Genomic DNA, 20,807 nt, shown 5'->3' on the forward strand with positions numbered 1-20,807 from the left:
CTTTCCTATAGGACATGCGAGACGTCGCAGAAAGTCGCTTTTGCGATGCATCACATCAATTCAAGCGAGCCAGAAGTCCCGTTCATGAACTATCGGCACATCTACCATGCCGGCAATTTCGCCGATGTCCTGAAACACGCCGTCCTCTGCCTGCTGATCCGCTACATGCAGAAGAAGGACAAGGCGTTCCGGGTTCTCGACACCCATGCGGGCATCGGGCTCTACGACCTGTCCTCCGAGGAAGCGCAGAAGACCGGCGAGTGGCGCGATGGCATCGGGCGTCTTCTCACCGCCGAGCTCGACCCGCAATCGGCCGCCATTCTGGCGCCCTATCTCGACGTGGTCAGGGAGTTGAACCCGAAGGGCGAGATCACCCGTTATCCGGGCTCGCCAAAGCTCGCGCGCATGCTGTTTCGCCCGCAGGACCGGCTGGCGGCGATGGAGCTGCATCCGGAGGATTATCTGAGGCTTGCCCGCCTGTTCGAGGGCGATTTCCAGGTGCGCGTCACCGAACTTGACGGCTGGCTGTCGCTCGGCGCGCATCTGCCGCCGAAGGAAAAGCGCGGCATCGTGCTCGTCGATCCGCCCTTCGAGATCGAGGGGGAATATGAGCGGCTGGTGAAGGGGCTCGTCACCGCCTGGCGCCGTTTTCCGGGCGGCACCTACTGCCTGTGGTATCCGATCAAGAAGGGCGCGCCGATCAAGGAATTCCACGAGGCGCTGCAGGACGCGGACATCCCGAAGATGCTGTGCACGGAGCTTTCCGTCAAAAGCGACCGGGATGCGACCGGCCTCTCGGGCTCCGGGCTCATCATCGTCAACCCGCCCTTTACGCTGAAGGACGAGCTGCACCGCCTGCTGCCGGTGCTGAAGGACGTGCTGGCGCAGGACCGGTTTGCCTCGACCCGTACCTTCTGGCTGCGCGGCGAAGTGGCCGGCAGCGATCTCTGAACGACCCGCCCGGTCGTCCCGACTGGAGCCCCCCGCTTGACCGGTTCAAGCACCTGCGCCATGGTCTCTTCCGATCTTGAGGAGACCCCTGTCATGACCCTGCGTGCGCTTCGCGCCGGCCTTGCCCTGGCCTTGTTCGTCGCGTCCCTGATGCCGCAGGTCGCTTTCGCTCAGGACAAAACGCCCGGTCGGTTCGATTTCTACGTGCTCTCACTCTCCTGGTCGCCGACCTTCTGCGCCAGCAGCCGCGGCAAGGACAGCCCCGACCAGTGCGGCACCGACAGGAAATACTCCTTCATTGTGCATGGCCTCTGGCCGCAGAACGACAAGGGGTATCCGGAATTCTGCACGACGAAGGAGCCGCGCCGCGTGCCGGACGCGCTCGGTCGGAGCTATTTCGACATCATGCCCTCCATGGGCCTGATCGGCCACCAGTGGCGCAAACACGGCAGTTGCTCCGGCCTGACCCAGGGCGAATACCTGGCCAAGACCCGCGAGGCTTTCGCTAAGATCACCCTGCCGCCGGGCTTTTCCAATGTCGCAGCCCCGCAGACGCTGTCCGCCGAGGCGATCGAACAGAGTTTTATGCGCGCCAATCCCGGCATGCCGCAGACGGCGATTGCCGTCAGTTGCGAAGGCAGCCGGCTGGAAGAGGTGCGAATCTGCCTGACGAAGGACCTTGGCTTCCGCCCCTGCGCCGAGGTGGACCGCAAGGGCTGCACGATCAACCGCGTGACGGTGCCGCCGCCGCGCTGACCTTTTCGAGACCACAGGACATCTCCCATGAAACTGCTCTACTCCCCCGCCTCGCCCTATTCCGCGAAGTGCCGCATGGCCGCCCGCCATCTCGGCATTAAGGTGGACGAGGTGAAGACCGACACCAATGCCGAACCGGCGGAACTCGTCGACAACAATCCGCTGGGCAAGATCCCGGTTTTGATCCGCGACGACGCGCCGCCGATTTATGACAGCGTGGCGATCATGCATTTCCTCGACCGGGAATCCGGCGGCAAGCTCTATCCGAAGAAAGATGAAAAGCGCACCGAGGCGGAAGTCATGGAAGCGCTCTGCGACGGCATTACCGACTGCCTGCTCGCCATCATGTACGAGCGCCGTTTCCGCCCGGCGGAAATCGTCCACCAGCCGTGGATCGACAAACAGTGGTCGAAGGTCGTGCGCGGTCTCGATTATCTCGAGAACAACCTGCCGAAGACCGACAAGAAGCTGAACGGCGGCCATTTCGCACTTGCCGCACTGATCGGCTATCTCGACCTGCGCTTTGCCGGCCAGTGGGCCGACGGTCGCCCGAAGCTTGCCGCCTGGCCGGAGAAATTCTCCCGCCTTTTTCCCGAGTTTGAGGCGATGAAATCGAGCGCGTGATAGACTCGGCCTTGACGATTTGTGATTTTTAAATCACATTTTGGCTGATACTATATCTGAAGCAGTCAGCCACGTTCGAGACGTGGATCCGCAAGCTCGAAGACGAGCGGGCAAAGGCAATCATTGCCGCCCGACTGCAACGGTTGGTGTCAGGGCTGGCAGGAGACGTTGCTCCTGTTGGTCACGGTATCAGTGAACTGCGTATTCACTATGGTCCCGGCTACAGGATCTATTTCAAGCAGCAGGGTGATGTTTACATCATCCTGCTTTGCGTCGGCGACAAGGGATCTCAGCAGCGCGACATTGAGACGGCGAAACGCATTGCCGCCGATTGGAGAACGCAAGATGACCGAACGGTTCAGTGATTTCGATCCAGCCGATCTTTTAAAGACAGATGCAGCGATCGAAGTCTTTCTCGCCGACGCTTTCGAGAGCGGCAATTCCGCTCACATCGCCAATGCGATTGGTACGGTTGCGCGCGCGAAGGGCATGACGAAGATCTCGAAGGAGACGGGCCTTGCACGCGAACAACTTTACCGCTCGTTGAGCGAGACCGGCAACCCGACACTGGAGACGACCCTTGCGGTGCTGAAATCACTGGGTTTTCAGCTGACTGCAAAACAGACTGCCGCCTGACCGTCTCGTACCTCCCAAACAGAAAGGGCCGGAGGTTTCCCCCCGGCCCTTTCGTGATCCAGAATACGCGGATCAGAACTTGACGCCGATACCGACCTTGACCGAGTGGTCGTCGAAACCGCGCGATACGTTGGTACCGCCGAGGTTGAAGTCCTTGTCCTGGTAATCGCTGTAGCGATATTCAACGCGGGCGGTGATGTTGTTGGTGACGAAGGTTTCGACACCAGCACCGACCGTGTAACCGAGTGCGGTCTTGCTGTCCGAACCGGCAGCGCTGGACAGTTCCTGGTCAGCAATCGCCAGACCGGCCGTGCCGTACACCATGAAGGGGTTCAGGTCGTAACCGACGCGGCCACGGATAGAGCCGTTGAGCTTCTGCTCGCCGGTGATGCCGTTGGCAGTGCCCTTCTGGTCGTTGTAACCGAGGTCAGCTTCACCACCGTAAACGATCTGGCCGCTCTGGAAGTTGTAACCGCCATAAACGCCACCGCCCCAACCGTCAGCGCTCGGCTTGGACGGGCCCTTGGTGACCTGGCCCCAGTCGTGGGAGCCGTAACCGCCGAGGTAGAAGCCGGACCAGTTGCCGACCGGAGCGGCCGTTTCAACGGCAGCCGGAGCTTCCGGGATCTGGGTGACGGCGTCTGCAGCCTGTGCCGAGACGGCGACGAGGGAAGCGGTCGAAACCAGCAGGCTCGCAATGAGAGTACGCATACTTAATCTCCTTTCAATGCCGTGCGGGAGGTATTGTGCCAGACAACGTCGTCGGCCTTGTCTCCCTGCGCGTTGAGAGGAAATCTGGTGGGCAATTGAGGAATTGAAAGTACCGAATTGTGAATTGATTGTGGCAGGCCGACGGCTAAATTTTGATGTTGCTTCGCGGCAACAGGATTTTTATTAACCTTACCAAATCGTATATTCTGTATATCTCCAGTAATATTACTCAACATTCCGTGAAAACTCAATACTTCGCCGTGAACGAAGAAGATGACAGTCACCCAATCCACGGGCTTGATCAGACCGTAGAGGATGATCATGTAGTTGCCGGATGTTTATCCCCTTCAAAGGATTCAGAAAACCGTGTCTTTTCTCCCCACCGTACTGGTCACGGGCGGCGCGCGCCGCATGGGCCGCGCCATCACGGAAGATCTCGCACGTCATGGCTATGCCGTTGCCATCCACGCGGACCGCTCCATCGAAGAGGCGGAGGCACTGGCCGAGTCGCTGACGCGGGAAGGCTTCACGGCCGCGGCCGTCAAAGCCGATCTTCTCGATCCGGAACAGGTGGGCGGCCTGGTGGCGCGGGCGGCAGAAAAGCTCGGCCCGGTGATCGGGCTGGTCAACAATGCCTCGATCTTCGAAAAGGACACGGCGGAGGCCTTCCAGCCGGACATCTTCGACCGGCATTTCGGCATCCATGTCCGTGCACCGTCCATTCTCTCGGCGGCGCTCCTCAACCAGTTGCCGGAAAACCGCGAGGGGCTGATCGTCAACATCATCGACCAGCGCGTCTGGAAACTGACGCCACACTTCTATTCCTATACGCTGTCGAAGGCAGCACTTTGGACGGCAACGCAGACGCTGGCGCAGGCCTATGCCCCGCGTGTGCGGGTCAATGCGATCGGCCCCGGCCCTTCCTTCAAGAGCGAACGGCAGGCGCAGGTGGATTTCGACCGGCAGGTGGCCGGCGTGCCCCTGAAACGCGGCCCCGCCCCTTGCGAATTCGGAGGTACGATCCGATTTCTTTTTGACACTCCATCCATCACGGGCCAAATGATTGCCCTGGATGGAGGCCAGCACCTGGCCTGGGAAACGCCGGATGTGGCGGAGATTATTGAATGAATGGAACGAAACTGCCTGACGGCGGCGTTCTTTATGACGAATCGGACGACGATGACGACGACATCCTCCCGGTGGAGAGTGATGTCGCCCGCGCGGTTGCCGGTATCGAATGGAATCACGGGCTGACCAACGAGAACGGCCTGAAGGGCGCCGATCTCATCGCCGAATTCGTCAAACATCTGCCGAATGCGCCCGGCGTCTACCGGATGTTCAACGAGGCGGGCGACGTGCTTTATGTCGGCAAGGCCCGCAGCCTGAAAAAACGCGTCTCGAACTATGCCCAGGGCCGCGTCCACTCCAACCGCCTGTCGAAGATGGTGCGCGAGACGGCGCAGATGGAATTCGTCACGACGCGGACGGAAACCGAGGCGCTGCTGCTCGAAGCCAATCTCATCAAGCGGCTGCGCCCGCGCTTCAACGTTCTGCTGCGCGACGACAAGAGCTTTCCTTATATCATGGTGACGGGCGATCATCGCGCGCCGGCCATCTACAAACATCGCGGCGCCCGCGCCCGCAAGGGCGACTATTTCGGCCCCTTTGCCTCTGCCGGCGCCGTTGGACGCACGATCAACTCGCTGCAGCGCGCCTTTTTGTTGCGCACCTGCACCGACAGCGTGTTCGAGGCGCGCACGCGGCCCTGCCTGCTCTACCAGATCAAACGCTGTTCCGGGCCCTGCACGCACGAGATTTCCGATGCGGATTATGCAGGGCTGGTCAACGAAGCGAAGGATTTCCTGTCCGGCCGCAGCCAGAACGTCAAGGAATCGATCGCAAGACAGATGGCGGAAGCCTCCGAAGATCTCGATTTCGAGCGCGCCGCCGTCTATCGCGACCGCCTGTCCGCCCTCTCTCATGTGCAGAGCCACCAGGGCATCAATCCGGCCGGCGTCGAGGAAGCGGATGTGTTCGCCATCCATCACGAGGGCGGGCTGACCTGTATCCAGGTCTTCTTTTTCCGTGCCGGGCAGAACTGGGGCAATCAGGCCTATTTCCCGAAGGCCGATCCGCAGTTGACGGGTTCGGAAGTGCTGAATGCCTTCCTGGCGCAGTTTTATGACGACAAGCCGGTGCCGCGGCAGATCCTCTTGTCGGAAACCGTCGAGGAACAGGAGCTGTTGGCCCAGGCGCTCTCCGAAAAGGCCGGGCACAAGGTGGCGATCCAGGTGCCGCAGCGCGGCGAAAAACGCGATCTGGTCGACCATGTTCTCGCCAATGCCCGTGAGGCGCATGGCCGCAAGCTGGCCGAGACCGCCTCACAGGAACGGCTGCTGAAGGGTTTTGCCGAGACTTTTGGCCTCGCTTATGTGCCGCGCCGCATCGAGATCTACGACAATTCGCACATCATGGGCACCAATGCCGTGGGCGGCATGGTGGTGGCGGGGCCGGAAGGTTTCGTGAAGGGCCAGTATCGCAAGTTCAACATCAAATCGACCGACATCACCCCCGGCGACGACTTTGGCATGATGCGGGAGGTGATGACCCGCCGTTTCTCGCGCCTGCTGAAGGAAGAAGGCCTGCCGGACCGTGCGGCTCAGGCCAATCCCGAGGCAAGTCCGGAGGATGCCGCCGATCAGGCCTTCCCCGCCTGGCCGGACGTCATCCTGATCGATGGAGGCCAGGGGCAGATGACGGCGGTGCGCGCCATTCTCGACGAACTCGGCATCCGCGATGTGGTGACCGCCATCGGTGTTGCCAAGGGCGTTGACCGCGATGCGGGGCGCGAGCGGTTCTTTGCCGATGGCCGCAGCGATTTCTCGCTGCCGCCGCGCGACCCCGTGCTCTATTTTATCCAGCGCCTGCGTGACGAGGCGCACCGTTTTGCCATCGGCTCGCACCGGGCACGACGCAAGAAGGAAATGGTGAAAAACCCGCTCGACGAGATTTCGGGAATCGGTCCCAGCCGCAAGCGGGCGCTGCTGCAGCATTTCGGCACCGCCAAGGCGGTGTCGCGCGCCGGCATCTCCGATCTGATGGCGGTGGAGGGCATTTCGGAAGCCGTCGCCAAACAGATCTACAATCATTTTCACGAAAGCCGGGCCGGATGATCACAGCTCCAGACAAATTCGGTCACAATTGGAGTTGACGCTTCGACCTCGACACATCAACTAAGGTTTCGGATCAGGTAGCAGGTATCCCATGGCGTCGCGCGCATACAACATTCCCAACCTTCTGACCTACGCGCGAATCGTGGCCGTTCCGATCGTGGTCGCCTGCTTTTTCGTCGAAGGCAGGCTGCAGAGTTCGGATCTGGCCCGCTGGACCGCACTCGGCATCTTTGTCGTCGCCTCGATCACCGACTACCTCGACGGTTACCTCGCCCGCATCTGGAACCAGACCTCCAATATCGGCCGGATGCTCGATCCGATCGCCGACAAGCTGCTGGTCGCCTCCGTGCTGCTGTTGATGGCCGCCGATGGCACGATTGCCGGCTGGTCGCTCTGGGCCGCCATCACCATTCTCTGCCGCGAAATCCTCGTCTCCGGCCTGCGCGAATACCTGGCGGCGCTGAAGGTGGCGGTGCCGGTGACCCGCATTGCTAAGTGGAAAACGACGATCCAGATGGTGTCGATCGCCTTCCTGCTGGCGGGACCGGCGGGCGACAAGTTCGGCCTCCACACGACGACGCTCGGGATCATCCTCCTGTGGCTCGCCGCCATCCTGACGATCTACACCGGTTACGACTACTTCAAGGCCGGCCTCAAACATGTGGTGGACGAAGAATGAAGGTAAAACTCGTCTATTTCGCCTGGGTGCGCGAGAGGATCGACAAGCCGGAGGAAGAAATCGAGCTTCCGGCGCATGTGGTGACGGCCCGCGACCTGCTCAATCACTTGAAGACGCTGGGCGACGGTTACGAGGCAGCACTCCAATATCCGGAGGTGATCCGGGTGGCGGTGAACCAGGAACATGTCGACCAGGACGAACCGATTGCCGGTGCCCGCGAGATCGGCATCTTTCCCCCGATGACGGGCGGATGAGGTCGGATAAAGACCCCCTCTGCCTTGCCGGGCATCTCCCCCCCAAGGGGGGAGACTGGCTGGGATCATTCGTTTCGCCACACCACACGGACCTCACCTGCCGAACACCATTTGCGTGGGAAGGTCGCGCCGCATATGGTCTCCCCCCTTGTGGGGGAGATGGCCGGCAGGCCAGAGGGGGAATAGCACTCAACGGCATAGGTGCCGGATAAAGTGAGGCATTCGGCATGACAACACCAACCATCCGCGTCCAGAGCGAGGATTTCGACCTCCAGACGGAGATCGACCGGCTGGTGGCGGGCCGGACGGATATCGGCGCCGTCGTCACCTTCAGCGGGCTGTGCCGCGACGAAGGCGGCAGCCTGAACGCGCTCGAACTCGAACATTATCCTGGCATGGCGGAAGCGGAAATGCGGCGGATCGCCGAGCTTGCGGTCGAGCGATTCGCGCTGCAGGGCCTCACCGCCATTCACCGCTACGGCAAGATTGCCCCCGGCGAGAACATCGTGCTTGTCATTGCCGCCTCCCCGCACCGCCAGGCGGCTTTCGACGGTGCCAATTTTGTCATGGATTTTTTGAAGACCGCCGCGCCCTTCTGGAAAAAGGAACATCCGAAGGACGGAACCTCCGGTGACTGGGTTCCGGCGAAGGACGCCGATGACAGCGCCCGCGACCGGTGGCTGACGCCGCGAACCGAATAAACCTCCGAGAAGCGCAAGGTGCCGATCGCCGGCATAACCATAGAGATCAAGCGCCGGCAGCGTCACGGAAGTGACGATATCGAACTCGCCGCTGCCCCGCGCGAAATCCGCTTTGTTTGGCATGGCTGCAGTGTTCGCGATGCCGGATCCAGGGGGAAATGCATGCAAGCGAAGCAATCGGGACGAGAGTCCAGCCTCGGATAAGCCGCTTCCCCTCAGATGGGATCAACATCGAATCATTGATCCTTGCCACAAGGAGCGCCATGCGCGCGGAACGAGGTGGAGTTAGACTGTATGAATGACGTGAACCAATATTCGGGCAACGCTGTCGACGAACTTGAGCAGATGCGGCGCATGCTCGCCGATTCGCAGAGCGAAGTTGCGCAGCTGCGCAAGGTCGCATCCGAGGCGTTGGACGTGGCACGGCGCGCACAGAGTGCCGCTGGCCATCCGAATGGCATGCCCTCCGCCGGTGCTTCCACCGATGGAACCATGACGAAGATTGCAGCGACGCTTCACCACGGCGGCCTGGCGTCCAGCGTCGGTGAAACCGTTCTCAGCGTCGCGATCCGCGATGCCTATGTCCAATATGCCGAGGTCGTTTCGATCGCCCGCCGCTCGAGCGAACTTCAAGCAATCATCGATGAGCGATTGCTGAAGTCAGCCTATGCCTCCGGAACTGATCCCCTGGTGGCACAACGCCATCGCACGGCGGATGACTATCAGAAACTGCACAATTTCGACAAAGGCTACCAGGACAACAACTGGCTCGTGGATCATTGTGATGCGATCCAGTCGATCCAGCCTCGGACCGTTGTCGAGGTCGGCTGCGGGAATGGGCGGTTCCTGCGCAAGATTTCGGCTCAGGTCCCACAGGTGATCGGCCTCGACTGGGCCCGTTCGCCGCACCTTCGCGAATTGCCCGCAAACGTCGAGTTCAGAACGACGGATGTCTTGAAGGACGACATTGCCACAGGCGATATCTGCGTATCGGCTGACGTTCTGGAGCATTTCGAACCGCCCGTCCTGCCCGGTCTCATTCGCAAGATGCATGCCGCTGCGCGCTACAATTACCATGTCATCGCCTGCTATGACGACGGGCACAGCCATTGCTCCGTCTTTCACCCGGGACAGTGGGCCGGACTGTTCCAGCAGGTGTCGCCGGATTACCGTCTCGTTGGCACGATCACGCGCCCGGGCCGGCCGGACCGTATCGCATGCGTCATCACCAATGTGCCGAATGCGGAGCGTTTCTTCCCGAAACTTGGCCCGATCGTGGGGACATGGGCGACGGCCGACGGAAAGACGCTGCGGATCCTCAACAATTTCAAGGTCGACATCGGCGGCACCGTCGTTGCGAGCTGGTTCCCGATGGCAAATGGGACCGCGGCCATGAAATGGAATGAGAACAACGTGATCGATCTCCTGGCACTCAATCACGACGGCTCGCAGATGACGGTTCAGAACAGCAAAGGCGCCGTGTTCAACGTCCGCAAGGTCAATTGACGGGCGAGAACCGCCCGTCGCCCATCTCGGCCCGCTGAGGCCTGTGAAACCGGCATTTCCGCCTGGATCCTTCGGGGGATGGGCGGACGTGCCGTATTTGCTTTTGGTCCCCCTCTCTTTTCCTCAAAACCCCTTCCGTCAACAGAACTTGCGTTCTGACGGCACGCAATTGTCCCAAGACCAGAAGGCCGGTCCGGAATTTTCCGGCCAGCCCGTGCTTGTTCGTTTCATTGCAATGTGTTGTTTTTATCCAGGACAACAGCGGCCGATCATCAAGGCCAGCGTGCCGCCCCATCTACTCAATCGAGAAGAACCCGGCGAAGATCGACCGCGTCCTTCGGGCCAGCGCCGCCCGCGTTTTTAGGGCGGGCTGCTGTTCGAAGAGAGGCATCGCCACTCAGGCGCGCTTTGCCATCGCGGACATCTCATCCGCATGGTCAGCGACATTGCCCTCGCGCACGGATTGATAAAGCGCATCCAGCCTTGCGCCGCCCTTTGCCTTCCAAAGTGCGTCGAGTGAGGCATTCCAAACGGCGGCGTGATTGCTCGGTTTGTTCGTCCAGGTCAAGGAACGGCCCTTCGCGCTCTCGATGACCCGTTCCGCATCGGCCACGGAAATCGTGACATCCAGGGTTTCGGCCAGGGCCCGCATGCTGGCAACCGTCCACAAGTCCTCGTAGACGAACATGCTGTCCTTCCTCCAGGACACGAAACTCGCATAGACCGGGAAGAAATTCGCCGATGCGGCGGGGCCGAACCATCGGATCCAGCTCAGGAAGTTGTTTCGCGGGCTGCGGATCACTGTCACGACCTTCATCCCGTCCAGCAGATCCCGGCGACGCCATGCGACATGCGCGTGGACCAGCGTCCGGCTCGGCTGCGGCGACATCAGGAAGCCGCGCACCTCGCTCTTGCCTCGATAGGTATGGGCGTTCTTCAGATAATCATCAAAATGGCGTTTCGCGTCATGCGACAGAAATATGGATTCGTCACCGTAGGAGATCGGGCGGCTGTAGCACTCGTCCTTCCCCAAGGCCTTCACAAAGGCGCGTTTCTGGAAGCCAAGGGCTTCCACGGCCTGCAGCAGAGCATGCGTTCCTGACTTCGGAGTACCATTGCACACGATCGGGGAAAAACTCATCGGCTTGCCTTCTGCAGTTTGCGACGTCTGTCACCAGTATCGACCTTCAACCTTTCCCAAACCTAGCGTCGAACAAGGACACGCCATGCTACCGGACGATCGTCCTCGGGCGACGTGCCTCGGATACGCACGGGTCGTTCCTCCGAAAATTACACGCCGTCCGCGCCGCCTACCCCTCTCAGATCATCACCCGTTCGCGACGCCGGATGACGAGCAGCAAAACGAGGCCGCCCAGCAAAACGGCGTCGCGCCAGAACACCGGGCCGAAACCGCTCCAGAGGGTTTCCGCCACACCCACGGCAGCAGCCCCGAGGGCGGCCTTCAGCGGATGGTGGTGACCGCCGACAGCGGCAATCAGGATCACCTTCAAACCGAAGACGAGGCCTGCGCCGAAATCCATGGTGCCGTAATAGGCCGTGGCGAGAACGCCCGACAGGGCAGCGAACGATGCCGCCAGCCCATAGGCCGAAGCGGCGAGACGTGCCGCATCGACGCCGCAGAGTTCCGCCGCCAGCGGATCCTCGCAGACCGCACGCCAGTGCCTTCCCCAACGGCTTGCGCGCAGAAACAGCGCGCCGAGCCCCACCATCAGGATCAGCACGACCGTGTTGATCAGTTGCAGGACGGTCAGGGCGCCCGCCCCGCCCGGCACCACGGGAACGGCGGCATTCAGAAACGGCGGCAGCCAGAGTTCGCGTGTTCCCGAGATCAGCCGAGCCCCCTCCATCAGCACCAGCAGCAGGCCGAGCGAAGCCACCGTCAGCGCGTTGGGCGAAATCCGCGCCAGCGGTGCCACGACCTGGCGTCCGATCAGGATACCGAGACCGCAGACGAGGCAGACCGCCGATGCGGCACCGAGGCCAAGGGCTGCGGGAAAGGTCAGGAACAGCCGGTTCCAGCCCCAATGAGAGACCAGGAGGAAGACATGGCCGGCACAGGCAAACAAAGCGCCATAGGTGATGTCGGCCCGCTTGGTGATGGCGAAGGCCAAGGCATAACCAAAGGCAAGCGCCGCATAGAGCGAGGCGAGCGGTAATGCGTTCAGCAGGAGTTGGACAAGATAGGCCATGGCATTTCTCCTCCCGCATTTATAACTGGTAAAATGGCTTTTACCAGTTATATTCCGGCCATGAGCTTTTCCTGGACCCCTCACCGTTTTGCCGGCGGCGCGCTGGCGCTCGATGTCGCCAACAGCGTGATCCTGCGCTTCGACGCTGCCCGCAGCATCGATCGTTTTGCCGACCCAGCCCAGCTGTCCGCCTTTCCGCAAGCGGCTGCGGCATTTTCCGCCGAACGCGCCCTGTTCGGAGCTTTGACACCCGTTAAGCCACAGAATCACGCGGCTTTTCTTGGGCTGCGCGAGGCGATAGACCGGCATTTTCGCGCCGCGGCCGAGGGGATGCCGTCCGACCCTCTGCTCGCCGATCTTCTGCAAGCGGCCGCCTTGCTCTTGCGGCAGTCCCCGGATCCACACTCGCTCGAGGCCCAGACAGTGCACTCGGCACTGCGGCTGATCGCCTTGCCGGAGCCGGAGCGGCTGAAGATCTGCGGCCATTGCGGATGGTTGTTTCTCGACCGCAGCAAGAACAAAAGCCGCTTCTGGTGCGACATGGCCGTGTGCGGCAATCGCGCCAAGGCGGCCCGTCATTACCGACGCAAGAAAGGGGAACCGGAATGAAAACGAATATCACCGTCGCGGCGCTGTGCCTGCTCACCCTCACCGCCTGCCAGCGCGAGGCGGAAAAACTGGCAGAGTTTTCCGGCCATATCTTCGTGTTCAACTATCGCCTGTCCAAGGCGAACTACGTGGTGACGCTGAGGCCGACCGCGCCGCTGCCGGAGGGCGGTGTGGCGATTGCCCGGTTTGAAAACCCGCGCGGCGGCGAACCGCTTGTCACGCAAGCAAAACTTTATCCGAAGATGGAAAAGATCGTGCTGGAAAGCCCCAACCTGCAATGCGTGCGCGAGGGCCGCTCCTATGCGGTGAAGATCGACCTGGCGGACGCCAAGGGCACGGTGTTGCAGCAGCTCGATACCAAGGTGCTGGCCACCATCGACCAGAGCATCCTGCCGGCCAATTCCATCGTTGTCGGCCCCGCCTATGACATGAATCCGAAGGTGTTCAAGGCCGGTGGGCAGATCGATCTGACGCCGGTGCAGGATTGCCCGGCCTGACACTTTGCAGGCACGGGACTGGATGATACATCACTGGGATCGATCACTCATCCGGACACCATCATCATGCTTGAAGGATTATCCGCCTTTCCGCCCACACCCACCGATGCCGAGGGAACCGTCCAGGCCGAGGCACTGTCGCGCCTGATCGACCGCCTCGCCACCACGGCCGTCGATTCCATCGGCCTGCTCGGCAGCACCGGCGGTTATGCCTTTCTGTCGCGCGAGGAACGCCGGCGGGCGGTGGAGATTGCGCGGGAAGCCGTGGATGGTCGCACACCGCTGATCGTCGGCGTCGGCGCGCTGCGCACGGATGCGGCCGAGGCGCTCGCCCGCGATGCCAAACAGGCGGGAGCGGACGGCCTGCTTCTGGCGCCGGTCTCCTACACGCCGCTCAACGACGAGGAGGTCTATCAGCATTTTCTCGCGGTGGCGGAAGCGACCGATCTGCCGATCGTCATCTACAACAATCCGGGCACGACGAAATTCACCTTCAGCCCCGACCTGATCGGCCGATTGTCGCAATTGCCGACGGTTGCGGCGGTCAAGATGCCGCTTCCCGCCGGGGACGATTTTGCTGGCGAGATCGCCGATCTGCGCCAGCGTACGCCGCCAGGTTTCTCCATCGGTTATAGCGGTGACTGGGGCGCGGCACACGCGCTGCTCGCCGGAGCCGATGCCTTCTACAGCGTGGTGGCCGGACTTTTGCCCAAACCGGCTCTGGCGCTGACGCGTGCGGCGATCGCGGGGGATGCCGAGGCCACCCTTCGCCTCAATGCCGCTTTCGATCCGCTCTGGGAGTTGTTCAAGCAATTCGGCAGTTTCCGCGTGATGTATGCCATTGCCGCGGAACTCGACCTCTTCCACGCCGCCCCGCCCCGGCCGGTTCTGCCGATCCCGGCGCAAGCGCTGCCGCGCGTCGCTGCGGCACTTGAGGCGCTTGAGGCGCTTGAGGCGCTTGAAGGTTAACGTCCGGTCGAGCGGCAAAGCCCCCCCTTGCCCAACCGGGCATCTCTTCGCCAACTCAGGGCTTTCGCCCAAAATATCCCCCTCTGGCTGCCGCCATCTCCCCCACAAGGGGGGAAGACCGGACGTGGCAGCCTTGTGCTTCCATCCATCGGCGGTGTGACACGGCAAGTCCCTCCCCCTTGTGGGGAGGGGTCTTATGTCAACAGACGAACACTCCCCCCTTGTGGGGAGATGGCCGGCAGGACAGCGGGGGCGGGCCGGGCTCGTACTGAACCGTGGCTCATTCCCCCACCGGCGCGGCGCCGTCAAAACCCTTCCAGCACCAGCTTGCCGCGCGCCTTGCCGCTTTCCAGCACCGCATGCGCGGCCTTGAGGTTTTGCGCGTTGATCGGGCGCATCACCTCGGTCAGAGTGGTGCGGATCTTTCCAGCCTCGACAAGTGCCGCGATCTCGTTGAGGAGCTTGCCCTGCTCGTCGATATCGGCCGTCTGGAACATCGAGCGGGTGAACATGAACTCCCAGTGCACGGACACGGACTTGCGCTTGAAGGGATTGATGTCGAGCACCGCCGGGTCATCGATCAGACCGAAACGGCCCTGCGGGGCGATCAGATCCGCGATATCGGCCAGATGCAGACCGGTCTCGGTGGTGGAAAAGACGAAAGCGGGCTGGCCATTGCCAAGTTCCGCCACCTGCGGCGCCAACGGCTTGCTGTGATCGACCACATGATGGGCGCCAAGCGCGCGCACCCAATCCTGCGTCTGCGGCCGCGAGGCGGTGGCAATCACCGTCAGGTCGGTCAGCGCGCGCAACAGTTGGATCGCGATCGAGCCGACACCGCCTGCACCGCCGATGATCAGCACGGCGGGCGCTGCGCCCGCAACGGGCTTTGACACCTGCAGGCGGTCGAAGAGCATTTCCCAGGCGGTGATCGCCGTCAGCGGCAGGGCTGCGGCCTCCGGATGCGTGAGCGCGGCCGGCTTGCGCCCGACGATGCGTTCGTCCACCAGATGATACTCACTGTTGGCACCCGGCCGGTTCAGGGCGCCGGCATAAAAGACCGTATCACCGACCGAAAAATTCCGAACGTCGGCGCCGACCGCAACCACCTCGCCGGATACATCCCAGCCCAGCACTTTCCAGTCTCCCGGTTCGGCGGAGGCATTGGCGCGCACCTTGGTATCAACCGGGTTCACGGAAATCGCTTCCACCTTCACCAGAAGATCGCGTCCTGCGGCCACCGGCTTGTCCAGGTCGACATCCACCAGTGCATCGGTCCGGTCCAGAGATCCGGCTGTTTGATAGGCCACGGCTTTCATTGATCAACTCCATGCGGTTTGTTGTACTGAGCCGTATATGTGCCTATTATCGCATTTGTGGAATACGCACAAAAAACGGTCATAGTGTCAAAAAGGATACCGTCATGGGCAAGGCACGCCATTCCCGCTTCGATTGCAGCCCCGGCTGTTCGGTGGAGGCGGCCATCGGTCTGATCGATGGCAAATGGAAATCGGTGATCCTGTTTCACCTGATGGAGCGCACGATGCGCTTCAACGAGATCCGCCGGCAGATCCCCAATGTCACGCAGCGCATGCTGACGAACCAGTTGCGGGAGCTGGAAGAGGATGGGCTGATCAATCGAGAAGTCTATGCGCAGGTGCCGCCAAAGGTGGAATACAGCCTGTCGGATCTGGGGCGCAGCATGCAACCGGTGCTGATGGCGCTGAAGGCCTGGGGCGACACCCATATCGGCCTCTATGGCAAGCCGGTTATGGTCTCGGAAGAAAGCTCCGAGGCCGCGTGATCTTATGGTTTCACGGCCATCCAGATGACGTGACGCGCGCCGCTGCGTTTGGTGCTGGCGCGGACGGACAGCGCCTCGGCGCTGAAACCGCACTCCCTCAACCGCCGGGTAAAACGGTCGTCCGGTCCCGATGACCAGACCCCCAGCACGCCTTTTGGCCGAAGTGCCAGCAAAGCCGCACGAAGGCCGCCATGATCATACAGGCTGTCATTGCTGGTGCGGGTCAGCCCATCCGGACCGTTGTCGACATCGAGAAGAATGGCGTCGAAGCGTGTCTTTGATGCTTTGATCAGCGCGCCGACATCGCCGACATGCACTGTCACACGCGGATCATCCAGAGAGCCCTTGAAGACGTCGGCCATCGGTCCCCTCGCCCAGGCCACCACTTCGGGTACCAGTTCCGCCACGATGATCTCTGCCTCGACCGGCAGCACCGCAAGCGCCGCGCGCAAGGTAAAGCCCATGCCGAGACCGCCGATCAGCACGACGGGCCTCTTTTGATGGGCCAGGCGTTCTGCCGCAAGCGTTGCCAACGCCTCTTCCGAACCGCTCAGCCGGCTGTTCATCAACTCGTTGGCGCCGAGCATGATGGAAAATTCGCTCCCACGCTGCTTCAGGCGCAGTTCGGCCGTATCGCCAGGTACCTTGGCACTGTCCAGCTGGATCCAGGGCAGCATCGAAAACCCTCCGTCACGGAAAAAACGAAAGCCGCCCGCAGGCTGGTCCCGCGGGCGGCTGAAATGATCTGCTCTGCCAGAGGCAGAGGCGGCCCTGAGATCAGCCGACGATTTCGGTTTCAGCGAACCAGTAGGCGATTTCCTGGGCAGCGGTTTCCGGAGCATCCGAACCGTGAACCGAGTTTTCGCCGATGGAGAGGGCGAACATCTTGCGGATGGTGCCTTCGTCGGCATTGGCCGGGTTGGTGGCGCCCATGATCTCGCGGTTCTTCAGGATGGCGTTTTCGCCTTCGAGAACCTGAACGACGGTCGGGCCGGAGGTCATGCCTTCAACCAGTTCGCCGAAGAACGGACGGTCCTTGTGCACGGCGTAGAAGCCTTCGGCTTCGCGCTTGCTCATCCAGACGCGCTTGGAGGCGATGATGCGCAGGCCATTGTCTTCGAAGACCTTGGTGATGGCACCGGTCAGGTTGCGCTTCGTTGCATCGGGCTTGATCATGGAGAAGGTGCGTTCGATCGCCATAGCGGAAAGTCCTTGTTCTTCAGGGATAAGTGGGCGGTGTTTAGCCGCCCCGAATCACGAAGACAAGGGGGAAAGGCGAATTTCACGCAGCCTTCATAATCGCAATTCGTCAGCCGAAGGTTCGCCCCTTTGCGCCGTGAAGGTCGAGGCAGCGCTCGAACCAGTCCATCACGGGGTCATCGGCAGGCAGCGGCAGAGGACCCGTGGTCAGCCGCAGCCATTGCAGCGCGCCAAAGACGATGTAATCGGCAAACAGCGGTGAAGCGCCACCCAGGAAGGCCTGATACTTCAGCGTATGGCGGATCGGCTGCAGGCGCTCCGTCAGATTGGCGATTTCCGCCTCCCGCATCTCGGCAAAGTCCTCAAGCTTGCGACCGAGGAAAGCCTCTCGCGTCTTGCGGAAATAAATCTGGTCGGGTTCGGCCAGCATGTCGTGAATATCCTTCACCGCAAGCCTGCTCAGAACCGGATGCACAAGCGTCTGCGACACACCTTCCACGAACCGGGACAATGCCTTGCCGCCTTCGCCGCCAAACAGGGTCGGGCGATCCGGATAGGCCTCTTCCAGGTAAAGCGCGATGTCAAAACTGTCGCGCACCAGATGGTCGCCATCCTTCAGGATCGGCACCGTCTTGGAGAAGCCGTTTTCCAGCTTCGGGATCTCCGTGAACGCCGTCGGACGCTCTTCGAAATCCAGCCCTTTATGCGCAAGCGCCATCACCGTTTTCCAGGCATGGGGCGAAAAGGGGCGGCGCTCGTCGCGTCCACACAGCGTGTAGAGAATGCGTGTCATGGTGTCCGGCTCCGTGGCAGGGGAATACGTGTGGGCCACAATGCCGACAATTCGCACCTGTGATCAAATCAGGAAATTTCATCGATCGCATCACACGCAGTGCAGTGTTTTGCGTCTAGTCTGGCATCCCGTGTGTCAGGAGACCTCGCATGCTTCGCCACTTCCAGATGTTTGCCGATTACAATCGCTGGGCCAACGAGCGCGTTTATGACGCCTGCGCCACGCTGAGCGGCGAAGATTTCCGCGCCAACATGGGCGCCTTCTTCGGTTCGGCGCAAGGCACGCTGAACCATCTGCTGGCCGCCGACCGCATCTGGCTGAAACGCTTCACCGGAAACGGAGACGCGCCGACCGCACTCGATGCGGTTCTGTTCGAGGATTTTGCCGCCCTGCGCGCCGCCCGAGAGGCCGAAGACCAGCGCATCATCGGCTGGGTGGACAGCCTGACCGAAGACGATCTTGCCGCCACGATCTCCTATTCGCCGCTGACGATGCCGACGAAGATCGAGCAGCCGCTGGGACCGATCCTGTCGCACGTCTTCAACCACCAGACCCACCACCGCGGCCAGGTGCACACGATCCTGACCAGTCTCGGCAAGCCATCGCTGATGCTCGACCTCATCTATTTCCTGCGCGGCGAAGGGGAACGCTGGCAATAGCGGCCTTGCGGCGGCCCGCTCTCTTGCATCGCTGAAAAACTTCAGCCAAAACCCGCCGCATGATCACGATTACCGACCTTTCCGCGCGCATCGCGGGCCGCCTTCTTCTCGACCATGCGAGCGTCAGCCTGCCAACCGGCACGAAGGCTGGCCTGGTGGGGCGCAATGGCGCGGGCAAATCGACGCTGTTTCGCGTCATCACCGGCGACATGGCTTCCGAAAGCGGCTCGGTGTCGTTGCCGAAGAACGCCCGGATCGGCCAGGTGGCGCAGGAAGCGCCCGGCACCGAGGATGCGCTGATCGAGATCGTGCTGGCCGCCGACAAGGAGCGCACGGCGCTTCTTGCCGAAGCCGAAACGGCGAGCGACCCCAACCGTATCGCCGAAATCCAGATGCGGCTCGTCGACATCGACGCCCATTCGGCGGAAGCCCGCGCGGCCAGCATTCTCGCCGGTCTCGGTTTTGATGCGGAGGCGCAGCGCCGCCCCGCCTCGTCGTTTTCCGGTGGCTGGCGCATGCGCGTCGCGCTTGCGGCCGTGCTCTTCTCCGAGCCGGACCTGCTTCTGCTCGACGAGCCGACCAACTATCTCGACCTCGAAGGCACGCTGTGGCTGGAAGACTATATCCGGCGTTATCCGCATACCGTCGTCATCATCAGCCACGACCGTGATCTTCTGAACAATGCCGTCAATGCCATCGTGCATCTCGACCAGAAGAAGCTCACTTTCTATCGCGGCGGTTACGACAGCTTCGAGCGGCAGAAGGCGGAAGCCGACGAATTGCAGATGAAGGCGAAGGCGAAGAACGACGCCGCGCGCAAACACCTGCAGAGCTTCATCGACCGCTTCCGCGCCAAGGCCACCAAGGCCCGCCAGGCGCAGAGCCGCATCAAAGCGCTGGAGCGCATGGGGACGGTTGCCGCCGTGATCGAGGATCATGTGGCGCCGATCACTTTTCCTGAACCGGACAAGCAGCCCTCCTCCCCGATCGTCGCGATCGACAAGGGTGCGGTCGGTTACGAACCGGGCAAACCGATCCTGAAGAACATCTCGCTCCGGATCGACAATGACGACCGCATCGCGCTGCTCGGATCGAACGGCAACGGTAAATCCACCTTCGCCAAGTTCATCTCCGGGCGACTGGAGGCCCAGAGCGGCAATCTGAAGGTGGCGCCGAATCTCAAGATCGGCTTTTTTGCCCAGCACCAGCTGGACGATCTGATCCCGACGCAATCGGCGGTCGACCATGTGCGCCGCCTGATGCCAGAGCAACCGGAAGCCAAGGTGCGTGCCCGCGTCGCACAGATGGGGCTTGCGACGGAAAAGATGGATACGCCCGCCAAGGATCTGTCCGGTGGTGAAAAGGCGCGACTTCTGATGGGCCTTGCCGCCTTCCACGCGCCGAACCTTTTGATCCTCGACGAGCCGACGAACCACCTCGATATCGACAGCCGCCGGGCGTTGATCGAGGCGCTGAACGACTATAATGGCGCCGTCATCCTGATCAGCCACGATCGCCACCTGATCGAGGCGACCGTCGACAGGTTGTGGCTCGTCAACAACGGCACCGTCGCACCCTTTGACGGGGACCTGGAAGAGTATCGCTCGATCATCGTCGCCTCGTCGAAAAAGAAAGACGACAAGTCGCAGGCCGGTGCAGAAGAACAGGCGTCTAAATCCGACCAGCGTAAGGCCAATGCGGAAAAGCGCGCCTCGCTTGCACCTCTGAAAAAGAAGATCACCGAAACCGAGGCCATGACGGCGAAACTGGAAAAGCTGATCCAGGCGCTCGACAAGGAATTGGCGGATCCTGCACTTTACGAGAAATCACCGGCCAAGGCCGCCGAAAAAGCAAAACAGCGCAGTGATGCGGCCCAGAAACTTGGTGAATGCGAAGAACTCTGGCTGGAGCTTTCGGCCGAGTATGAAGAGGCAATGAGCGCCTAAATCAGATCCGATCTACATAGAGCCGATCTCTGTTGCTGCGAAACATCTCGCTCAGACCGGGATATCTTGTTTTACACCCCTGAAATTGCCGGGACCTTCTTCCCTATTCGAAGAAAAAATTCAGTACTG

General features: G+C 61.4%; 25 protein-coding genes. 17 read left to right on the forward strand and 8 right to left on the reverse strand.

The features are described 5' to 3' along the window. The first annotated feature begins 84 nt into the window (after positions 1-84). The 5 genes from OU993_RS00610 (at position 85) to OU993_RS00630 (ending at position 2,967) form a co-directional block, all read left to right on the forward strand. Positions 85-951 carry a 23S rRNA (adenine(2030)-N(6))-methyltransferase RlmJ gene (locus tag OU993_RS00610; RefSeq protein ID WP_268153995.1) on the forward strand — a complete coding sequence of 289 codons (867 nt, stop codon included), beginning with the start codon at positions 85-87 and terminating at the stop codon, positions 949-951. A gap of 150 nt (positions 952-1,101) precedes the next feature. Continuing rightward, positions 1,102-1,707, forward strand: coding sequence for a ribonuclease T2 family protein (locus tag OU993_RS00615; RefSeq protein WP_268157430.1), 606 nt, complete (start codon positions 1,102-1,104; stop codon positions 1,705-1,707). 27 nt (positions 1,708-1,734) lie between these two features. After that, a complete protein-coding gene (locus OU993_RS00620) occupies positions 1,735-2,331 on the forward strand; it encodes a glutathione S-transferase (protein ID WP_268153999.1) in 597 nt (198 codons plus the stop codon). 86 nt (positions 2,332-2,417) lie between these two features. Continuing rightward, positions 2,418-2,696 (forward strand): type II toxin-antitoxin system RelE/ParE family toxin, encoded by a 279-nt coding sequence (locus tag OU993_RS00625; RefSeq protein WP_326493833.1) that lies wholly within the window; start codon positions 2,418-2,420, stop codon positions 2,694-2,696. Continuing rightward, entirely contained in the window at positions 2,677-2,967 is a 291-nt protein-coding gene (locus OU993_RS00630; protein ID WP_268154001.1) for an addiction module antidote protein, read from the forward strand. Before OU993_RS00625 ends, OU993_RS00630 begins: the two co-directional genes overlap by 20 nt. Before the next feature lie 72 nt (positions 2,968-3,039). Here OU993_RS00630 and OU993_RS00635 read toward each other — a convergent pair whose 3' ends face one another. Next, complete coding sequence (locus OU993_RS00635; protein WP_268154003.1) at positions 3,040-3,678, reverse strand: outer membrane protein; 639 nt, start codon at positions 3,676-3,678, stop codon at positions 3,040-3,042. A gap of 2 nt (positions 3,679-3,680) precedes the next feature. Continuing rightward, entirely contained in the window at positions 3,681-4,001 is a 321-nt protein-coding gene (locus OU993_RS00640) for a hypothetical protein (RefSeq protein ID WP_268154005.1), read from the reverse strand. 43 nt (positions 4,002-4,044) lie between these two features. Here OU993_RS00640 and OU993_RS00645 point away from each other — a divergent pair, with 43 nt between their 5' ends. From OU993_RS00645 to OU993_RS00670, 6 genes are all read left to right on the forward strand, one after another. Next, positions 4,045-4,806 carry an SDR family oxidoreductase gene (locus tag OU993_RS00645; protein WP_268154007.1) on the forward strand — a complete coding sequence of 254 codons (762 nt, stop codon included), beginning with the start codon at positions 4,045-4,047 and terminating at the stop codon, positions 4,804-4,806. After that, on the forward strand, positions 4,803-6,851 hold the full coding sequence (gene uvrC / locus OU993_RS00650) for an excinuclease ABC subunit UvrC (RefSeq protein WP_268154009.1): 2,049 nt from the start codon (positions 4,803-4,805) through the stop codon (positions 6,849-6,851). The genes OU993_RS00645 and uvrC overlap by 4 nt, the downstream gene beginning before the upstream one ends. Before the next feature lie 91 nt (positions 6,852-6,942). Next, positions 6,943-7,530: a CDP-diacylglycerol--glycerol-3-phosphate 3-phosphatidyltransferase gene (gene pgsA / locus OU993_RS00655; protein WP_268154012.1), complete on the forward strand. Its 588-nt coding sequence runs from the start codon at positions 6,943-6,945 to the stop codon at positions 7,528-7,530. After that, complete coding sequence (gene moaD / locus OU993_RS00660) at positions 7,527-7,784, forward strand: molybdopterin converting factor subunit 1 (protein ID WP_268154014.1); 258 nt, start codon at positions 7,527-7,529, stop codon at positions 7,782-7,784. Before pgsA ends, moaD begins: the two co-directional genes overlap by 4 nt. Positions 7,785-8,011: 227 nt before the next feature. Next, a complete protein-coding gene (locus OU993_RS00665; protein ID WP_268154016.1) occupies positions 8,012-8,485 on the forward strand; it encodes a molybdenum cofactor biosynthesis protein MoaE in 474 nt (157 codons plus the stop codon). A 294-nt stretch (positions 8,486-8,779) separates the two neighbouring features. Then, on the forward strand, positions 8,780-9,991 hold the full coding sequence (locus tag OU993_RS00670; RefSeq protein WP_268154018.1) for a class I SAM-dependent methyltransferase: 1,212 nt from the start codon (positions 8,780-8,782) through the stop codon (positions 9,989-9,991). A 397-nt stretch (positions 9,992-10,388) separates the two neighbouring features. On the opposite strand, the gene OU993_RS00675 is transcribed toward OU993_RS00670, so the two are convergent. Both OU993_RS00675 and OU993_RS00680 read right to left on the reverse strand, forming a co-directional pair. Next, complete coding sequence (locus OU993_RS00675) at positions 10,389-11,132, reverse strand: hypothetical protein (RefSeq protein WP_268154020.1); 744 nt, start codon at positions 11,130-11,132, stop codon at positions 10,389-10,391. 178 nt (positions 11,133-11,310) lie between these two features. After that, complete coding sequence (locus OU993_RS00680) at positions 11,311-12,201, reverse strand: branched-chain amino acid ABC transporter permease (protein WP_268154022.1); 891 nt, start codon at positions 12,199-12,201, stop codon at positions 11,311-11,313. A gap of 60 nt (positions 12,202-12,261) precedes the next feature. On the opposite strand from OU993_RS00680, the gene OU993_RS00685 reads away from it, so the two are divergent. From OU993_RS00685 to OU993_RS00695, 3 genes are all read left to right on the forward strand, one after another. Continuing rightward, entirely contained in the window at positions 12,262-12,810 is a 549-nt protein-coding gene (locus tag OU993_RS00685) for a CGNR zinc finger domain-containing protein (protein WP_268157434.1), read from the forward strand. Next, complete coding sequence (locus OU993_RS00690; protein WP_268154024.1) at positions 12,807-13,307, forward strand: hypothetical protein; 501 nt, start codon at positions 12,807-12,809, stop codon at positions 13,305-13,307. The genes OU993_RS00685 and OU993_RS00690 overlap by 4 nt, the downstream gene beginning before the upstream one ends. A gap of 66 nt (positions 13,308-13,373) precedes the next feature. After that, on the forward strand, positions 13,374-14,276 hold the full coding sequence (locus tag OU993_RS00695; protein WP_268154026.1) for a dihydrodipicolinate synthase family protein: 903 nt from the start codon (positions 13,374-13,376) through the stop codon (positions 14,274-14,276). A 305-nt stretch (positions 14,277-14,581) separates the two neighbouring features. On the opposite strand, the gene OU993_RS00700 is transcribed toward OU993_RS00695, so the two are convergent. Further along, the gene (locus OU993_RS00700; RefSeq protein WP_268154028.1) at positions 14,582-15,595 is read right to left on the reverse strand and encodes a zinc-binding alcohol dehydrogenase family protein; all 1,014 of its coding nucleotides are present in this window, start codon (positions 15,593-15,595) and stop codon (positions 14,582-14,584) included. A gap of 104 nt (positions 15,596-15,699) precedes the next feature. Between OU993_RS00700 and OU993_RS00705 the strand changes: the two genes are divergently transcribed. Beyond that, positions 15,700-16,080: a winged helix-turn-helix transcriptional regulator gene (locus tag OU993_RS00705; RefSeq protein WP_215563941.1), complete on the forward strand. Its 381-nt coding sequence runs from the start codon at positions 15,700-15,702 to the stop codon at positions 16,078-16,080. Positions 16,081-16,082: 2 nt separating this feature from the next. Here the strand turns inward: OU993_RS00705 and OU993_RS00710 are convergent, their stop codons facing one another. The 3 genes from OU993_RS00710 to OU993_RS00720 form a co-directional block, all read right to left on the reverse strand. Continuing rightward, a complete protein-coding gene (locus tag OU993_RS00710; protein WP_268154036.1) occupies positions 16,083-16,757 on the reverse strand; it encodes a spermidine synthase in 675 nt (224 codons plus the stop codon). Positions 16,758-16,857: 100 nt separating this feature from the next. Further along, positions 16,858-17,280 carry a nucleoside-diphosphate kinase gene (gene ndk / locus OU993_RS00715; RefSeq protein ID WP_268154038.1) on the reverse strand — a complete coding sequence of 141 codons (423 nt, stop codon included), beginning with the start codon at positions 17,278-17,280 and terminating at the stop codon, positions 16,858-16,860. 109 nt (positions 17,281-17,389) lie between these two features. After that, positions 17,390-18,073: a glutathione S-transferase family protein gene (locus OU993_RS00720; RefSeq protein WP_268154040.1), complete on the reverse strand. Its 684-nt coding sequence runs from the start codon at positions 18,071-18,073 to the stop codon at positions 17,390-17,392. Positions 18,074-18,222: 149 nt separating this feature from the next. Between OU993_RS00720 and OU993_RS00725 the strand changes: the two genes are divergently transcribed. Both OU993_RS00725 and OU993_RS00730 read left to right on the forward strand, forming a co-directional pair. Further along, the gene (locus OU993_RS00725) at positions 18,223-18,732 is read left to right on the forward strand and encodes a DinB family protein (RefSeq protein WP_268154042.1); all 510 of its coding nucleotides are present in this window, start codon (positions 18,223-18,225) and stop codon (positions 18,730-18,732) included. Between the two features lie 59 nt (positions 18,733-18,791). Beyond that, positions 18,792-20,678 (forward strand): ABC-F family ATP-binding cassette domain-containing protein, encoded by a 1,887-nt coding sequence (locus OU993_RS00730; RefSeq protein ID WP_268154044.1) that lies wholly within the window; start codon positions 18,792-18,794, stop codon positions 20,676-20,678. Positions 20,679-20,807 lie beyond the last annotated feature (129 nt).

This window comes from Rhizobium sp. SL86, assembly GCF_026672545.1.
In the GTDB taxonomy this organism is placed as follows: domain Bacteria; phylum Pseudomonadota; class Alphaproteobacteria; order Rhizobiales; family Rhizobiaceae; genus Neorhizobium.

Excerpts from the sequence above, each read along its gene's own strand:
- OU993_RS00630 (WP_268154001.1), top strand. The coding sequence starts at position 2,677 with ATGACCGAACGGTTCAGTGATTTCGATCCAGCCGATCTTTTAAAGACA.
- OU993_RS00705 (WP_215563941.1), top strand. The coding sequence starts at position 15,700 with ATGGGCAAGGCACGCCATTCCCGCTTCGATTGCAGCCCCGGCTGTTCG.
- OU993_RS00610 (WP_268153995.1), top strand. The coding sequence starts at position 85 with ATGAACTATCGGCACATCTACCATGCCGGCAATTTCGCCGATGTCCTG.
- OU993_RS00700 (WP_268154028.1), bottom strand. The coding sequence starts at position 15,595 with ATGAAAGCCGTGGCCTATCAAACAGCCGGATCTCTGGACCGGACCGAT.
- OU993_RS00725 (WP_268154042.1), top strand. The coding sequence starts at position 18,223 with ATGCTTCGCCACTTCCAGATGTTTGCCGATTACAATCGCTGGGCCAAC.
- pgsA (WP_268154012.1), top strand. The coding sequence starts at position 6,943 with ATGGCGTCGCGCGCATACAACATTCCCAACCTTCTGACCTACGCGCGA.
- OU993_RS00665 (WP_268154016.1), top strand. The coding sequence starts at position 8,012 with ATGACAACACCAACCATCCGCGTCCAGAGCGAGGATTTCGACCTCCAG.
- OU993_RS00695 (WP_268154026.1), top strand. The coding sequence starts at position 13,374 with ATGCTTGAAGGATTATCCGCCTTTCCGCCCACACCCACCGATGCCGAG.
- OU993_RS00675 (WP_268154020.1), bottom strand. The coding sequence starts at position 11,132 with ATGAGTTTTTCCCCGATCGTGTGCAATGGTACTCCGAAGTCAGGAACG.
- OU993_RS00670 (WP_268154018.1), top strand. The coding sequence starts at position 8,780 with ATGAATGACGTGAACCAATATTCGGGCAACGCTGTCGACGAACTTGAG.
- OU993_RS00620 (WP_268153999.1), top strand. The coding sequence starts at position 1,735 with ATGAAACTGCTCTACTCCCCCGCCTCGCCCTATTCCGCGAAGTGCCGC.
- ndk (WP_268154038.1), bottom strand. The coding sequence starts at position 17,280 with ATGGCGATCGAACGCACCTTCTCCATGATCAAGCCCGATGCAACGAAG.
- OU993_RS00710 (WP_268154036.1), bottom strand. The coding sequence starts at position 16,757 with ATGCTGCCCTGGATCCAGCTGGACAGTGCCAAGGTACCTGGCGATACG.
- OU993_RS00690 (WP_268154024.1), top strand. The coding sequence starts at position 12,807 with ATGAAAACGAATATCACCGTCGCGGCGCTGTGCCTGCTCACCCTCACC.
- OU993_RS00685 (WP_268157434.1), top strand. The coding sequence starts at position 12,262 with ATGAGCTTTTCCTGGACCCCTCACCGTTTTGCCGGCGGCGCGCTGGCG.
- OU993_RS00730 (WP_268154044.1), top strand. The coding sequence starts at position 18,792 with ATGATCACGATTACCGACCTTTCCGCGCGCATCGCGGGCCGCCTTCTT.
- OU993_RS00615 (WP_268157430.1), top strand. The coding sequence starts at position 1,102 with ATGCCGCAGGTCGCTTTCGCTCAGGACAAAACGCCCGGTCGGTTCGAT.
- OU993_RS00640 (WP_268154005.1), bottom strand. The coding sequence starts at position 4,001 with ATGATCATCCTCTACGGTCTGATCAAGCCCGTGGATTGGGTGACTGTC.
- moaD (WP_268154014.1), top strand. The coding sequence starts at position 7,527 with ATGAAGGTAAAACTCGTCTATTTCGCCTGGGTGCGCGAGAGGATCGAC.
- OU993_RS00720 (WP_268154040.1), bottom strand. The coding sequence starts at position 18,073 with ATGACACGCATTCTCTACACGCTGTGTGGACGCGACGAGCGCCGCCCC.
- OU993_RS00680 (WP_268154022.1), bottom strand. The coding sequence starts at position 12,201 with ATGGCCTATCTTGTCCAACTCCTGCTGAACGCATTACCGCTCGCCTCG.
- uvrC (WP_268154009.1), top strand. The coding sequence starts at position 4,803 with ATGAATGGAACGAAACTGCCTGACGGCGGCGTTCTTTATGACGAATCG.
- OU993_RS00635 (WP_268154003.1), bottom strand. The coding sequence starts at position 3,678 with ATGCGTACTCTCATTGCGAGCCTGCTGGTTTCGACCGCTTCCCTCGTC.